Source organism: Agreia sp. Leaf244, assembly GCF_001422695.1.
Taxonomy (GTDB): Bacteria; Actinomycetota; Actinomycetes; order Actinomycetales; family Microbacteriaceae; genus Agreia.
In genome coordinates this window covers 41,261-56,338 of record NZ_LMLX01000006.1, presented here as the reverse complement: position 1 = coordinate 56,338, position 15,078 = coordinate 41,261, and the positions used below count along the sequence as shown (strand labels likewise).

Here is a 15,078-nt window from a genome sequence, read left to right as displayed (position 1 = left end):
GCCGTCCGCACTCCGATACGAAAGCTGTCACTCCATGTCGATTCCGCTGTCCATCCTCGACCTCGCTCCCATCGCCCCGGGCCAGACGGCCCGCGAGAGCTTCGAAGGCAGCGTCGCGCTCGCGCAGGCGGCCGAGAGATCCGGTTACCGACGGGTCTGGTACGCCGAGCATCACAACATGCCCACCATCGCCTCGTCGGCGACGAGCGTCCTGATCGGCTACGTGGCCGCGCACACCTCGTCGATCCGCCTCGGCTCCGGTGGCGTGATGCTTCCCAACCACTCGCCGCTCACCATCGCCGAGCAGTTCGGCACCCTCGAGACCCTGTTCCCGGGTCGCATCGACCTGGGCCTCGGCCGCGCTCCCGGAAGCGACCAGAACACGATGCGAGCACTTCGGCGCGACCCGATGTCGGCCGACTCCTTCCCGCAGGACGTCGTCGAGCTCCAGGGCTTCCTCAGCGGAGACTCGCGCATTCCCGGCGTGCAGGCCGTGCCCCGGGCCGGCGGCATCGTGCCCCTCTACATCCTCGGCTCGTCTCTGTTCGGAGCCCAGCTCGCCGCGCAGCTCGGCCTGCCCTACGCGTTCGCGTCGCATTTCGCACCGGATGCGCTGCACGAGGCCGTGGCGGCATACCGCGGCGGGTTCCGGCCCTCGGCGCAGCTGGCGGAGCCCCATGTCATCGCGGGCGTGAACGTGGTCGCATCCGACGACCACGACGATGCGGTGGAGCAGGCCGCCACGACCCGGCGAGCCCGCGTTCGCGGAATGATCTCGCGCGGTCCGGCCACTCCCGACTACAGCGATGCGCAGATCGACGAGTTCCTCACCACCCCCAACGGACGGCAGATCGCGTCGATGATGACCTATTCCGCGGTCGGCACCCCGACGGAGGTGCGCGACTACCTCGAGGACTTCGCCCGCCACGCGCAGGCCGACGAGCTGATTCTGGCCCACCAGTCCCCCGAGCTGCCCGAGCGACTCCGTTCGGTCGAGCTCACCGCCGAGGCCATGGAATCGGTCTCGGTCTAGCCCGTCCAGGTTCCCGGCGGCGACTCGATGATCGGCACCGGCGCGTACGACCAGTGGGCGCCGTTGGCGTAGTGGCTCGTCGCCCACGGCGACGCCCAGATGGCCTGCTCGATCTGGGCGGTCGGCGCCGACGACGAGAATCCGGCGACGATGCTCGCATAGCCCGGGTTCGAGTGCAGGGCCTCTGCCGCGTTCTCGGCGGCGATCACGAGGGTGTCGTAGCTTCCCAGCCCGCTGTTGCCGCCGGACCCCCAGCCATTGTTGAGCGGGTTGTTGCGGTTCCACCAGTCGTCGGGGCCGTTCTCCTGTCGCATCCAGCGCAGCATCACGGTGATGTTGTCGTCGGTGCGCGGAAAGTCGCCGAGGAGCAGCACGAGTTCGGCCCAGTCACGGTTCGTGCTTCCGGCGGCCAGCCCCTGAACGCCGGCCACGGTCGCGAACGAGTCGCGCGCGATGGATGCCTGCGCCACGGCATCGGGCAGGTCGAGCACCTGCTCACCGGCCTGGCGCGCGGAGGCGGAGTTCGCGAGAGCCGGCTCATCCTGTGCGGGCAGGGGTGCCGGTGCGATCGCGGTGAGGGCGGCCAGCGCCAGCACCGCTGCTCCTGCGGTGAGGCCCAGGATGCGCCGCGCGAGTCGCGCGCGAACAGAGACCGGCCTGGCGACCGGCCTCGACGGGGGCAGGTGATAGCTGTTCATGGGCAGTAGGCCAACTGTACGCTCGGATCATGGCAGCACTGTTCTCGAGAGATGACGTCTTCGCGGTCTGCGACGCCCTGCCGGCCACACGGAACGAGACCCCGTTCGGCCCCGAGACGAGCGTGTACAAGGTCGTCGGCAAGGTCTTCGCCATCACGAACCTCGACGGAGAACCCGTGACGGTCACCCTCAAGGCCGATCCTCCCCACGCCGAGGCCCTGGTCAGGGACTACCCGTGGATCACGCCCGGCTACCACATGAACAAGCGTCACTGGGTGACGGTGACGATCGGTCCCGACGCGGATCCTCAGCTCGTCACCGACCTCATCGTCAACTCCTACGAGCGGGTCGTCGAGGGCCTGCCGCGCGCCAAGCGCCCGACCTGACGCCCGCATCCACGGCGTGGACTACCGTTGAGGGATGGCATCCTCTACAATTTCCGGCCCGACCGAGGCCGACGCCGCTCGGGCCGAGCAGACTTTCTCCGATCTCGGCCTCGATGACGCAGTGCTCAAGGCGCTCAAAGACGTCGGCTACGAGACCCCGTCCGCGATCCAGGCAGCAACGATCCCCCTTCTTCTCGACGGCCGCGACGTCGTCGGCCTCGCCCAGACGGGCACGGGCAAGACGGCCGCGTTCGCTCTTCCGATCCTCTCCCGCCTCGACCTCTCGCAGAAGACGCCGCAGGCCCTGGTGCTCGCTCCGACCCGCGAACTCGCCCTCCAGGTCTGCGAGGCGTTCGAGAAGTATGCCTCTCACCTGCGCGGCGTGCACGTGCTTCCGGTCTACGGCGGCCAGGGATACGGCGTTCAGCTCTCGGCCCTGCGCCGCGGTGTGCACATCGTGGTCGGCACCCCCGGCCGCATCATGGATCACCTCGAGAAGGGCACGCTCGACCTGTCGCAGCTGAAGTACCTGGTGCTCGACGAGGCAGACGAGATGCTCAAGATGGGCTTCGCCGAAGACGTCGAGACGATCCTCGCCGACACCCCCGACGACAAGCAGGTGGCGTTGTTCTCGGCCACCATGCCGTCGCAGATCCGACGTATCTCGGCCAAGTACCTGCACGATCCCGAAGAGATCACGGTCAAGAACAAGACCACCACCTCGGTCAACACGACCCAGCGCTACCTCATCGTGTCGTATCCGCAGAAGGTCGACGCGCTGACCCGCATCCTCGAGACCGAGAACTTCGAGGGCATGATCGTCTTCACCCGCACCAAGAACGAGACCGAGACGCTCGCCGAGAAGCTGCGGGCGCGGGGATACTCCGCTGCCGCGATCAACGGCGATATCGTGCAGGCCCAGCGTGAACGCACGGTCAACCAGCTCAAGTCGGGCAAGCTCGACATCCTCGTGGCCACCGACGTCGCCGCGCGCGGTCTCGACGTGGAGCGCATCAGCCACGTCGTCAACTTCGACATCCCCATCGACACCGAGTCGTACGTGCACCGCATCGGCCGCACCGGACGAGCCGGCCGCACGGGCGACGCGATCAGCTTCGTCACGCCGCGCGAGCGTCGCATGCTCACCGCGATCGAGAAGGCGACCAGGCAGCCGCTGACCGAGATGAAGCTGCCGAGCGTCGACGACGTGAACGCCACGCGACTCACCCGCTTCGACGACGCGATCACCGCCGCTCTCAGCCAGCCGGAGCAGATCCAGCAGTTCCGCGACATCGTCGGCCACTATGTGGAACACCACGACGTGCCCGAGGCCGATGTCGCCGCGGCGCTCGCCGTCGTTGCCCAGGGCGACACTCCCCTGCTGCTCGATCCGGAGCCGGTGCGCACGCCGCGGTTCGAACGCGATTCCCGCGAACGGCCCGAACGCTCGGATCGCCAGGACCGGTTCCGCGACGACCGACCGGCCCGCGGCGAACGCGGCAGCCACGGAGACAAGTGGGAGCGTCCCGACCGCGGCGACCGACCCGACCGTGCGCCCCGCAGCTCGGGACCGAAGACCACCTACCGCATCGCGGTGGGCAAGCGCCAGAAGGTCGAACCGCGCCAGATCGTCGGCGCCATCGCGAACGAGGGTGGGCTCAATCGTGGCGACTTCGGCGCCATCCAGATCAGGCCCGACTTCTCGCTGGTCGAACTGCCGTCCGACCTGTCGGGCGAGGTGCTCGACCGCCTGCAGAACACGCGCATCAGCGGAAAGCTCATCGAGCTGAAGCCGGATCGCGCGGGCAACTCGGCCAAGCGTGAGGATCGCCCCCGCTACGGTCGCGACTGAGCCCCGCTGAACGGCGCCGTACGGTCGGCTACTGCTTCGTGCTCTTCTCGATGCTCATCACGAGAACGACGCGATCAGCGGAGTCGGGCGGCGGCGTCTGTTCGGCGTTGCCGTAACGCTTTCCGAGCACGACGTAGAACGCCCCGGTGGGGTCCGGTTCGACGGCGATGAGCCGTCCGCGCACTTCGAGGTAGCGGAACGGATTCTCCGGGTCGATCACGGAGAGACTCATCGACGGATTGTGCTGCAGGTTCCTGAACTTGGCCCTCTTCGTCGTGTGGGTGAAACGCAGGGTGTCGCCGTCGCGCAGGAACCACATCGGGTTCACCTGCACGGTGTCGTCGGGGCGGATCGTTCCCAGGTGGCCGTAGTTGGCGTTCTCGAGCAGCTCGGCGTAGTCGGCGGGGATGATGTCTGTCATGCCCTCATCCAAGCACGCAGACGCACGAGTGCACGAGAGATTCCGGGTTGGCCGAGCACCACGGCGGCGAGCACGATGAGTACACCGATCAGCTGCCGCGGGGTCAGGAGCTCGCCCGCGACGAGGGTTCCGAGCAGCACGCCCGTGACCGGATTCAGCAGACCGATAAGTCCGACAGTTCCGGCGCCGAGGTGGCGCAGTCCCGTGAACCAGGCCACGAAGGCAACGGCCGTTCCCACGATGGTGATGTATCCGTATGCGAGCACGGTCGTGACATCCATCGCCGGCGGCGCGCCCTCGACCGCGACGGCGACCGGCGCCAGGATCAGGCCGGCGGCGACGAGCTGCCACGCTGTCAGCGAGACGGCGTCGATGCCGGCGCTCCATCTCTGGGCGAGCACGTAGCCGAGAGACGACATCGCGAGAGCGGCAACGGATGCGATCACTCCGGCCGGGTCGACGGCGCGCGTTCCGGCCAGAAGCAGCAGAGCCACACCCAGGATGCCGATGGCCGCCGCGAGCACCTGCGCCACGCGCGGCCTTGCGCCGAGAAGAGCCCAGGCGAACAGCATCATCACAACGGGAGCAGCGGCCATGACGGTCGACGCGACGCTGGTGGGCAGCAGCTGGGCGGCCAGGTAGACCAGCACGAAGAAGGCACCCATGTTCAAGGTGCCGAGAACTACGGCCTTCCACCACCACGACCCGTGCGGACGGCGACGCACGATCGCCAGTAGCAGGAGTCCCGCCGGGAGCGCCCTGATGAGCGCGCCGTACAGCGGATACCCCTCCGGCAGGTACTCCCGGGTGACGAAGTAGGTCGTGCCCCAGGCGATCGGCGCCACCGCGGTGACCAGCGCCCAGGTGCCAGGGCGGTGAACGGCACGCCCGCCTGATATAGCTTCCATGGAAGCTATTATATCTTCCGCGGAAGGTAATATGGCGATATGCGCGAAGATCAGTCGTCCAGCGAGCCCGACCACGTCGCCCGAATCCAACAGGAGTGGGAGCGAGAGAGGCCTGATGTCGATGTGCGCCCCCAGGGCGTCATCGGCAGGCTGCATCGCGTGGGCATGCATCTGACCGAGTCGATCGTGGAGGTGTACGCCCGTCACGGATTGGGAGAGGGCGAGTTCGATGTACTCGCCGCCCTGCGTCGGGCAGGCGATCCATTCGAACGAGTGCCGGGGGAACTGGCCGCGCACACCATGGTGACAACGGGCGCCGTCACGAAGCGGGTCGACCGTCTCGAACGCGCCGGACTCGTGGCGCGCCGCGTAAGCGAGAAAGACGGGCGTTCGCGCGTCGTGGGGCTCACCGAAGAAGGTCGACACCTGATCGACGAGGTGTTCACCGAGCACATGGAGAACGAACGCGATCTGCTCGACGGCCTCACGCGCGACCAGGTCGAGCAGCTCGAGTCGCTCCTCACTGCCTGGCTTGCGCGCTTCGAGGGCTGACCCGGCAGGTCCGTATCACAGTCCGCGCACCCGGACTTCGCACGGGAACCACGCGGGATAATCGCTCTATGCCTACAGTGAACGCGTTCGCCGCGACCTCAGCCACCGAGCCCCTCTCCCGAACCACCATCGAACGCCGAGACGTCGGCGCGAAAGACGTCCTGATCGAGATCGCCTACTCGGGGATCTGCCACTCCGACATCCACACGGTGCGCGGCGAGTGGGGCGACATCGCCTACCCGCAGGTGGTCGGGCACGAGATCGTGGGAACCGTCACCGAGGTGGGCTCCGAGGTGACCCTTCACTCGGTGGGCGACCGCGTCGGCGTCGGCTGCATGGTCAACTCGTGCCGTGAGTGCGAGAACTGCCTCGCCGGCGAGGAACAGTACTGCCTGAAGGGCAACACGGGCACCTACGCCTCGGTCGACCGCGACGGCACCATCACCCAGGGCGGGTACTCGACCCACATCGTCGTCGTCGAGGACTTCGTGCTCCGCGTGCCGGAGTCCATCCCCTTCGAGAAGGCCGCCCCACTGCTGTGCGCCGGCATCACCACCTACTCGCCCCTCGCCCACTGGAAGGTCGGCCCGGGCTCGAAGGTGGCCGTCGTCGGCATGGGCGGGCTGGGACACATGGCCGTGAAGATCGCGCACGCCATGGGCGCCGAGGTGACGGTACTCTCGCAGACCCTCAGCAAGCAGGAGGATGGACTGCGCCTCGGCGCCGACCACTACTACGCCACGAGCGACCCGGCCACGTTCGACGAGCTCGCGAACACCTTCGACCTGATCGTCAACTCCGTGAGCGCCAAGATCGACATCAACGCGTACCTGTCCCTGCTCCGGCTCGACGGCACTCTCGTGAGCGTGGGCGCCCCGCCCGAGCCCCTGCCCGTGCAGGTCTTCAGCCTGTTCGGCAACCGCCGCTCGTTCGCCGGGTCGGGCATCGGCAGCATCCGCGAGACCCAGGAGATGCTCGACTTCTGCGCCGAGCACGGCATCGCGCCCGAGACGGAGCTCGTCTCGGCCGACTACATCAACGAGGCTTACGAGCGCGTGCTCGCCTCCGACGTGCGCTACCGCTTCGTGATCGACGTGGCGACGCTGGCCTGATCGAGCCCGCCCCCGCGAGCACCTGATTCGACGCCCATCCCCGCAGCCGGAGGTGGGCGTCGAGTCATGTCCGGCGAAGCCCGCCTAGGCAGCCTGGGACTCGACCGCCTGAGGTCGGCGGCGGGCTGCAGCCCCGACTCCCGCTCGACGGAGGGCCGCGGCGATGGCGATGCCGATGGCGGTCGCCGCCAGGCAGCTCGCGAGCGTCAGCACGAAGAAGACGATCTGCAGCCCGAGCGGGTAGGTGTCGAGCGCGAACGACTGGCGCGCGAGGATCGGGTAGGCGATGCCCACGACGACGGCCCCGGCGTAGTGCTGCCAGATGGTCCAGAAACGATAGCCGACCACAAGGAATCCGATCTCGGCGAAGAAGGCCCACCAGACGTTCGTGGCGACCGTCGTGAATCCGTAGCCGGAGAAGGGCGCGAGCACCAGTCCCGAGATGACCCCCACGAGAAGACCGGCACCCGGGCGCTGAATGAGGCGCAGCGCGATGATCGCCGGAAGCAGCCACAGGCCGGCGATGGCGATCGAGAAGAAGGGCACTGTCGCGTACAGGGCGGTCGAGAGCCAGTTCGCGGGGGCGAGCAGCAAGCCTCCCGCGACACCCAGCACGGCGCACGTCAGCAGGTAGGCGGTGGATGCTCTCTTCATCGGATGACTCTCCTCGGCGATACGGACGGGACGACAGCGGGTTAGGCAACCCTAACTTAGCGGGGATGTCGGTCGTGCGCGATACCGTGACGTCATGAATCCCACCGAATCGGCCCGGCAGACCTCGGCAGGGGTCGCGGTATGCCGTGGCGTGGATGCGCAGGGCGCATGCACGGCGCCGGTCGCGCAGGGCGCCGAACTCGATCTCTGCCTCCGACACCACCTCGTCGCCTACGACTGGGTGGCCCGCGACGTCGGAGTCACCGACATCCTCCCCTCACCCTGCCTGGCGTGCGGCTCGAGGCTCGGCGTGCGCTACCCCTCGGGCTGGCTGTGCGCCGTGTGCGAGTGGAAGGTGGGCGACCTGCCCGACGGCGGTGTCTCATCCACCCGGGTCGACGTCGTCTACTACCTGCGGGCGGGCGACCGCATCAAGATCGGCACGTCCGGCAATCCTCGAGCACGCCTCGCCCAGTTGAGTTTCGACGAACTCCTCGCATTCGAGCGAGGCACGCGCACGCTCGAGCACCGCAGGCACGTGCAATTCGGCGAACACCGACTGGGAGGCGGCGAGTGGTTCACCGTGCACGACGCGTTGCTGGCGCACATCGACGAACTGCGGGCCGGCGTCGACGACCCGTGGAACAGCTACAGCCTGTGGATCAGCCAGCACCTCGCCGTGCACGGCTGACCCGCCGCCTCACTCTCGGCCGCGTTCCACCGTCACGCCGGTGAGCACGGGCGGCTCCGAACCGACGCTGTGGTCGTCGCCGGTCAGGGTGACCGAGGCACTGGTCTGCTTGTCGGCGCACGAGCCGCCGACCCAGAGCTCGATGTCGCCCGGCTCGACCACCCGATCGAAGTAGCGGTTGCTGAAGGCGAGGCGAGCCGTCGGAACCTCGAATGCGACGACGACGACCTCTCCGGGCTCGAGCTCCACCCGGGCATAGCCGAGCAGCTGGGCCACCGGGCGGGTGACGCTGGCCACGAGGTCGCGCCCGTAGAGCTGCACGAGGTCGCTTCCCCGGCGCTGTCCGCTGTTGCTGATGCGCGCGCTCGCCCGGATGGTTCCGTCGGTGGCCACTCGTGGCTCGACGCGCAGATCTGTGCGGTCGAACGTCGTGTAACCGAGCCCGAACCCGAACGGTCTCACCGGCGTGCTGTCCGAGCTGGTCACCTCGTTCGGTCCGCCGAGGATCGGGTGCAGGTAGCTGTAGGGCTGGGCTCCGGCCGAGCGAGGAAGAGATACCGGCAGGCGACCGGACGGTTCCGCGTCGCCGGCCAGGATCGCGGTGAGAGCGTTGCCGCCCTCCTCCCCCGGAAAGAACGACTGCACGACGGCTGCGGCGGGCGTCGGTCCGTCGAGCGCCCAGCCGATGGCGTAGGGGCGTCCCGAGAGAACGATGACGACGACGGGCGTGCCCGTCGCAATCACCGCCTCGACCAGGTCACGCTGCACTCCCGGCAGGTCGAGCGACTCGACGTCATTGCCCTCGCCGACGGTTCCTCTGCCGAAGAGACCGGCTCGATCGCCGACGACCACGATGGCCACGTCACTCGACCGGGCGGACTCGACGGCTGCGGCGATTCCCGTGCGATCGTCGCCCTCCACGGCGCACCCGTGCTGCACGTCGATCCGTGCGCCGGGATATCTCGATCGAAGCGCCTCCTCCACGCTCGGGATCTCGAATCCGAGAGGCGTGCCGGGGTGGTGCGCGAGCACGTGGTTCGCGAACGAGTAGCAGCCCATCAGCGCCTCGGCGCTGTCGGAGTTCGGGCCGATCAGTGCGATGCTCGTCGGCGTCGCGAGCGGCAGGATCCCGTCGTTCGACAGGAGCACGATCGACTTCTCGGCGAGTTCTCGTGCGATCGCCCGGTGCTCGGGGTCGTCGAGGTCGATGGATGCGGGAGGACTGTCGAAGGTCGCATCGAGCAGGCCGAGATCCTCTTTCTGGGCGAGCACACGCAGAACCGCTCGATCCACGAACTCCTCGGGGGTGCGTCCGTCGCGAATCCGTTCGAGGAGCGGCTCCAGATAGGCATCGCCGCTCGGAAGCTCGACATCGATTCCCGCCTCGAGGGCGAGATGGGCGGCCTGTCCTCGATCGGCGGCCACGGCGTGCATGGTCTCGAGGAATGCGACGGCGAAGTAGTCGGAGACGACGACGCCGTCGAAACCCCACCGGTCCCGGAGGATGCCCGTCAGGTATTCGGGTGTCGCGGCGACCGGCACACCGTCGACCTCGGCGTAGGAGTTCATGACGCTGCGCACCGCGCCGGAGCGCACGGCCATCTCGAACGGAGGCAGCAGCACGTCCTCGAGCTCTCGACGCCCGACATGGACCGGGGCGTGGTTGCGGCCCGCCTGAGACGCCGAGTAGCCGACGAAGTGCTTCAGGGTCGCGTGCACCCCGGCATCCTGCAGGCCCCGCACGTAGGCGGTGCCGATGGTGCCGACGACGTAGGGATCCTCGGCGATGCACTCGTCGACGCGGCCCCATCGGGGGTCGCGGATGACGTCGAGCACCGGGGCGAGGCCCTGGTGCACACCGAGCTCACGCATGGAGCGGCCGATGGCGTGTCCCATGCGTTCGACCAGCTGCGGATCGAAGGCCGCACCCCAGGCAAGCGGCGTCGGGAACGTCGCGGCCTTCCAGGCGGCGAGGCCGGTGAGGCACTCCTCGTGCACGAGGGCGGGGATCCCGAGACGGGTCTCCGTCTGCAGCCGACGCTGCTCCGACCACAGCCATGCTGCGCGCTCCGCGGGGTCGACGGGCCGCGTGCCGTAGACCCGCGTGAGGTGGCCGAGGCCGTGCGCCGTCGCATCCTCGTACCTCGTCGACGAGGCCATCTCGCCCGCCATGGGCGCCACGACCTCGTCGCCCTGGTCGACCCAGAAACCCACCAGTTGAGCCACTTTCTCCTCGAGTGTCATGCGCGCGAGCAGCTCGTGCACGCGGGAGGATGCCCCGGGAGTCGCCGCGGCGATCTCCACCTGTCCGATACTCACGCGCTCAGCCCTTGACCGCACCGGTGAGGCCGCCGACGATGCGGCGTTCGAACAGGCTGAAGAAGACGAGGGCCGGAATCATCGACAACGATGTGAAGGCGAGCACCTTGGCGGTGTCGACGGCGTATTGCGAGGCGAACGCCTGCGTTCCGAGCGGCAGGGTGTACGACGCCTCTCCGTTCAGGATGAACAGCGGCAGCAGGTAGGCGTTCCAGCTCGCGATGAACGCCAGGATGCCGACGGTGATGACACCGGGAAGCGACAGTCGCACGACCATGCGGAAGAAGAACCCGAGCCGGCCGAGTCCGTCGATCGCGGCGGCCTCCTGCAGCTCGTTCGGAATGGCCGCGAGGAATGGCACCAGCACGATGATCGTGAGCGGCAGAGCGAAGGCGATCTGCGGGATGATGACGCCGGCGAGGGAGTTGGTCAGGCCGAGGTTGCGCACCAGGATGTACAGCGGTGTGATCGCGACCGTGAGCGGGAACATGAGCCCCGCGGTGAACAGCGCGTAGACGGCCGCCCTTCCGCGGAACGCGTAGCGCGACAGACCGTAGGCGGCCATGAGTCCCAGCACGACCACGAAGACGGTGGTGCAAACGGCGGCGACCGTCGAGTTGAGCACCTGCGTCCAGAAAGACCCGCTGGCCAGGACGTCGCCGAAGTTCGACCAGGCCCAGGCCTGGGGGAATCCCGAGGGATCGACCGTGATCTCGGAGTTCGTGCGGAACCCGCCGAGGATGATGTACGCCACGGGCGCCAGCATCAGCCCGACCAGCACGAGGGCCACGAGGTAGGAGATCAGGCTGGAGCGCCTGCTCTGTTCCGACACTCGCCTGCGGCGGGGTCGGGATGCGAGGGGTGCGGCGATGGCCATCAGTGTGCGCCTCCGGTAGTGGTGACCGCTGAATCGCGGCGCAGGATGAAGCGCTGGTAGAGGAGCGCGACGACGAGGGAGATGAGGAAGATGACGACCGCGACAGCGTTGCCGTAGCCGTAGCTGCCCGAGTTGCGGCCATTCGCCACCATGTAGGTCGCCATGGTCGAGGTGCCCGCAGTGCCGGCCACGTACTGACCCCAGACGATCCAGACCAGGTCGAAGAGCTGCAGCGAGCCGATGATCGACAGGAACGCCCAGATGCGAACGGTCGGTCCCATGAGCGGCAGAACAATGTACCGCTGGACCTGCCAGTAGCTGGCCCCGTCGATTCGCGCGGCCTCGGTGATCTCGTCGGGGATCCCCTGGAGTCCGGCGAGGAACAGGATGACCGCGAACCCGACGTACTTCCACGTGATGATCACGAGCAGGGTCCAGATCGCGACGCTCGGGTCGCTGAGCCAGTCGGTGGCGAGGCCTCCGAGTCCGACTTTCTCGAGCAGGCCGTTCAGCGCGCCGTTGGACTGGAGCATCAGGCTCCAGCCGAGGCCCACGACGACCTCGGAGATGACATAGGGCACGAAGATGAGAACCCTGATCAACGATTGGAAGCGCAGTTTGCGGTTGAGCAGCAGCGCGATGCCGAGGGCGAGGGGGCCCTGCAGCACGAGTGACATCACCACTATGAACCCGTTGTGACCGAGGGCCTCCAAGAAGGCCGGATCAGTGAGGATGGTGATGTAATTGCGCAGGCCCACGAAGTCTGTGGCCGCGCCGTAGCCCGACCAGCTGAAGAAGCCGTAGTACGCGGCAAGGACGACGGGCAGGATGACGAAGGCCAAAAAGACCAGCAGGGCGGGGCCGATCAGCAGCAGGAGCTCTGCTCGCTTGGGCCAGTGGGACCGGGCGCGCGGGCTCGGAACCGCCGGGGGAAGCGCCGAAGCGCCTCCCCCGGCTGGGCGCCGGCTGCCCCGCGCGGCTTCCTCTGTGTGCGTTTCTTCGCGCAGGACAGCCATCGGTTTCTCTCCTAGGACTTCGCTGCCGCAGCGTTCACGGCGTCGACGATGCTCTGCGCATCGCCCTTGCCCGCGAACATGTCGACGACCGCGACGTTCAGAGCGTTGCCGACGTTCTGCCCGTAGAGCGTGTCGAGCCACACACTCACGTAGGGAGCGTCGTTGTACGCGGCCAGCACGTCTTTCAGCGCAGGGTCGGTGACGGACGACTGGGCCTCGGTCGATGCGGGCAAGGTCTGGAACGCCGTGGCGTACGCCTCCTGGTTGGCCTTCTCTGCCGTGAAGTTGAGGAAGTCGACGCACTCCTTCGGAGCGTTCACCCAGCAGGTGAACCCGTCGACGCCACCCATCATGGCTCCGGCCTCACCGTCGCCGCCCGGCACCTCGGGGAACGGGAACCACTTCAGGTCGGCGAGAGGCTTCTGGTCGGGGGTGAGGGATGCAATGACTCCCGGATCCCAGGCGCCCATCAGTTCCATGGCGGCCTGCTTGTTCGCGATCAGACCGGCAGAGGAACCCGCGCCCTGCTGGGCTGCGGTGGTGAGGAAGCCGTCGTTGAACGGCTCCGTCTTGATGAACGACTCCAGATTCTCGCCGGCCTTCAGCCAGCAGTCATCGTCGAAGTTGCGACTCGTGGCTGCCTCGTTGAGCACATCCTGCGAGCAGGCGCGCAGCGCGAAGTTGTAGTACCAGTGGGCTGCAGGCCACGCGTCCTTCGCTCCGACTGCGATGGGGGCGATGCCGGCCGCTTTGAGCTTCTCGTCGGCTGCCTCGAGCTCGTCGATCGTCTTCGGAGTGTCCGTGATGCCCGCCTGGGTGAGCAGATCAGACGAGTAGAAGAAGCCGGACGGGAGCACTGCGGTGGGTACTCCGTAGTTCTTGCCGTCGATCTCGAACGCCGACAGGCTGTTTCCGACCGCCGTCTTCGTCGCGTCGGTGAGCCCCGATGTGAGGTCCATCGCCTGGCCTGCCTTGACCACGTCGGCGAGCTTGCCGCCGCCGCGCGCCATGAAGATGTCAGGCGCGTCGCCGGAGTTGAGGGCGGTCTGCAGCTTGCCGTCCATCTCCTCGTTCTGTACGGACTGGATCTCCACGGTGACGTTGGGGTTCGCCTTCTCGAACGCGGCCGCCGTGTCGTCCCAGTACTTCTTGCCGTCGCCGGTCGTGGAGTTGTGCCACATCGTGAGAGTGACTTTCCCGTCGGCGGAGTCGCTCGATCCGGCGCTGCATCCGCTGAGCGCAAGTGCGCCCACGAGGATCGCGGCCGAGCCAGCGACGAATTTGGTGAGTCTCATGTGATTCGAACCTGCTCTCTTCATTGAGGGGCGCCCGCGGCTGTGCGGGCGCTGTGCTGGTGCACGGGGTCGTGCGTCGTACCGTCCGACCTGATACCCGGACCCGTCATGGATCCGAGGCGATGCTGTCGGGTCGGGCGTCATCAGTGTGCGTGACCCCGTGGAGGGCGTCAAACGTTTTCGAAATCATTTTCGCACGCCCTGAAATGCACACTAGGATCGGCCCATGATGGCGAGGGCGACAATCCACGACGTCGCTGCGGCGGCGGGTGTTTCTGTCGCCACCGTGTCGAAAGCCGTCAACGGTCGCTACGGCGTGTCGGCGGGCACCACCGACCGCGTGCTCGCGGCGGTGGCGGCCCTCGGCTACGAGTCGAGCCTCGTCGCAAGCAGCATGCGCTCGCGACGAACAGGCGTGATCGGCGTGCTCGTGGCCGACTTCGAGCCGTTCAGCGCGGAGGTCTTGAAGGGCGTCGCCGTCGGCCTGCGCGACTCCCGCTACGACCTCCTCGCCTACAGCGGATCGCGCCGCGGAGACGGGGAGGGATGGGAGCGCCGATCGCTGAGCAGGCTCAGCGGCACCCTGATCGATGGGGCCATCATCGTCACCCCGACCATCGTGAACGTCGCGGCCGACGTGCCGATCGTGGCGGTCGACCCCCACACCGGTCGAGCCGACCTCCCGACGGTCGAGGCCGACAGCCGAGGGGGCGCCTTCGAAGCCACCGCCTATCTGATCGGCCTCGGCCATCGCCGCATCGGCTTCGTCTCCGGGCGTCCCGACCTCAAGTCGTCGCGTCTGCGCGACGCCGGCTATCGCGAGGCCCTGGCCGCGGCATCCATCGCCTTCGATCCCGACCTCGTGCGGGTCGGCTTCTACGAGGCCGACACGGCCCGCCGCGCCGCGCAGGAACTGCTGATGCAGCGCGACCCTCCGACCGCCGTGTTCGCCTCGAACGACCTCTCGGCGATCGCGATCATCGAGGTCGCCCGCTCTCTCGGGCTCGACGTTCCACGAGACCTCTCCGTCGTGGGTTTCGACGACGTGCCCGAGGCATCCCGACTCGCTATGCCTCTGACCACGGTGCGTCAGCCCATGCAGAGCATCGGTCAGGCCGCGGCGCGCATGCTGACCAGCCTCATGGACGGCGAGACGCTGGCGTCGACCCACGTGCTCCTGCCTACCCGACTCGTCTCCCGGGCCACGACGGCTCCCCCGCGCGTCGCGGACACACCCCGCTGAGAGCAGTTCGCCTGCGCTCGG

At 67.8% G+C, this 15,078-nt stretch carries 15 protein-coding genes; 7 read left to right on the top strand and 8 right to left on the bottom strand.

Annotated elements, in window-relative coordinates; all coding sequences use genetic code 11:
- Positions 1-34 precede the first annotated feature (34 nt).
- A complete protein-coding gene (locus ASF06_RS17135) occupies positions 35-1,033 on the top strand; it encodes an LLM class flavin-dependent oxidoreductase (RefSeq protein ID WP_055928318.1) in 999 nt (332 codons plus the stop codon).
- Here ASF06_RS17135 and ASF06_RS17130 read toward each other — a convergent pair.
- Positions 1,030-1,731 carry a hypothetical protein gene (locus ASF06_RS17130; RefSeq protein ID WP_055949918.1) on the bottom strand — a complete coding sequence of 234 codons (702 nt, stop codon included), beginning with the start codon at positions 1,729-1,731 and terminating at the stop codon, positions 1,030-1,032. The two genes, ASF06_RS17135 and ASF06_RS17130, sit on opposite strands and share 4 nt — an antisense overlap.
- A 29-nt stretch (positions 1,732-1,760) precedes the next feature.
- Between ASF06_RS17130 and ASF06_RS17125 the strand changes: the two genes are divergently transcribed.
- Both ASF06_RS17125 and ASF06_RS17120 read left to right on the top strand, forming a co-directional pair.
- Positions 1,761-2,117: an MmcQ/YjbR family DNA-binding protein gene (locus ASF06_RS17125; protein ID WP_082501040.1), complete on the top strand. Its 357-nt coding sequence runs from the start codon at positions 1,761-1,763 to the stop codon at positions 2,115-2,117.
- A gap of 34 nt (positions 2,118-2,151) precedes the next feature.
- A complete protein-coding gene (locus ASF06_RS17120; protein ID WP_055949914.1) occupies positions 2,152-3,969 on the top strand; it encodes a DEAD/DEAH box helicase in 1,818 nt (605 codons plus the stop codon).
- Positions 3,970-3,997: 28 nt separating this feature from the next.
- On the opposite strand, the gene ASF06_RS17115 is transcribed toward ASF06_RS17120, so the two are convergent.
- Together ASF06_RS17115 and ASF06_RS17110 are read right to left on the bottom strand one after the other, a co-directional pair.
- Positions 3,998-4,390: a PPOX class F420-dependent oxidoreductase gene (locus ASF06_RS17115; RefSeq protein ID WP_055949911.1), complete on the bottom strand. Its 393-nt coding sequence runs from the start codon at positions 4,388-4,390 to the stop codon at positions 3,998-4,000.
- Positions 4,387-5,298, bottom strand: coding sequence for an EamA family transporter (locus tag ASF06_RS17110; protein WP_055949908.1), 912 nt, complete (start codon positions 5,296-5,298; stop codon positions 4,387-4,389). Before ASF06_RS17110 ends, ASF06_RS17115 begins: the two co-directional genes overlap by 4 nt.
- Positions 5,299-5,337: 39 nt before the next feature.
- Here ASF06_RS17110 and ASF06_RS17105 point away from each other — a divergent pair, with 39 nt between their 5' ends.
- Together ASF06_RS17105 and ASF06_RS17100 are read left to right on the top strand one after the other, a co-directional pair.
- Positions 5,338-5,850, top strand: coding sequence for a MarR family winged helix-turn-helix transcriptional regulator (locus ASF06_RS17105; RefSeq protein WP_055949905.1), 513 nt, complete (start codon positions 5,338-5,340; stop codon positions 5,848-5,850).
- Between the two features lie 68 nt (positions 5,851-5,918).
- Positions 5,919-6,962: an NAD(P)-dependent alcohol dehydrogenase gene (locus tag ASF06_RS17100; protein ID WP_055949903.1), complete on the top strand. Its 1,044-nt coding sequence runs from the start codon at positions 5,919-5,921 to the stop codon at positions 6,960-6,962.
- Positions 6,963-7,046: 84 nt separating this feature from the next.
- Here the strand turns inward: ASF06_RS17100 and ASF06_RS17095 are convergent, their stop codons facing one another.
- Positions 7,047-7,616, bottom strand: a complete 570-nt coding sequence (locus ASF06_RS17095) for an ECF transporter S component (RefSeq protein WP_055949900.1) — start codon at positions 7,614-7,616, stop codon at positions 7,047-7,049.
- A 94-nt stretch (positions 7,617-7,710) separates the two neighbouring features.
- On the opposite strand from ASF06_RS17095, the gene ASF06_RS17090 reads away from it, so the two are divergent.
- Positions 7,711-8,307, top strand: a complete 597-nt coding sequence (locus tag ASF06_RS17090) for a GIY-YIG nuclease family protein (protein ID WP_200920407.1) — start codon at positions 7,711-7,713, stop codon at positions 8,305-8,307.
- 9 nt (positions 8,308-8,316) lie between these two features.
- Here ASF06_RS17090 and ASF06_RS17085 read toward each other — a convergent pair whose 3' ends face one another.
- The 4 genes from ASF06_RS17085 to ASF06_RS17070 all read right to left on the bottom strand — a co-directional run bounded on the left by ASF06_RS17085 (position 8,317) and on the right by ASF06_RS17070 (position 13,814).
- Positions 8,317-10,551, bottom strand: a complete 2,235-nt coding sequence (locus tag ASF06_RS17085; protein WP_082501053.1) for a beta-glucosidase — start codon at positions 10,549-10,551, stop codon at positions 8,317-8,319.
- Positions 10,552-10,630: 79 nt separating this feature from the next.
- Complete coding sequence (locus ASF06_RS17080; RefSeq protein ID WP_055928290.1) at positions 10,631-11,503, bottom strand: carbohydrate ABC transporter permease; 873 nt, start codon at positions 11,501-11,503, stop codon at positions 10,631-10,633.
- Positions 11,503-12,519 carry a carbohydrate ABC transporter permease gene (locus tag ASF06_RS17075; protein WP_082501039.1) on the bottom strand — a complete coding sequence of 339 codons (1,017 nt, stop codon included), beginning with the start codon at positions 12,517-12,519 and terminating at the stop codon, positions 11,503-11,505. The genes ASF06_RS17080 and ASF06_RS17075 overlap by 1 nt, the downstream gene beginning before the upstream one ends.
- 11 nt (positions 12,520-12,530) lie before the next feature.
- On the bottom strand, positions 12,531-13,814 hold the full coding sequence (locus tag ASF06_RS17070) for an extracellular solute-binding protein (RefSeq protein ID WP_055949890.1): 1,284 nt from the start codon (positions 13,812-13,814) through the stop codon (positions 12,531-12,533).
- A gap of 226 nt (positions 13,815-14,040) precedes the next feature.
- Here ASF06_RS17070 and ASF06_RS17065 point away from each other — a divergent pair, with 226 nt between their 5' ends.
- Complete coding sequence (locus ASF06_RS17065; RefSeq protein WP_055949887.1) at positions 14,041-15,057, top strand: LacI family DNA-binding transcriptional regulator; 1,017 nt, start codon at positions 14,041-14,043, stop codon at positions 15,055-15,057.
- Positions 15,058-15,078: the final 21 nt, after the last annotated feature.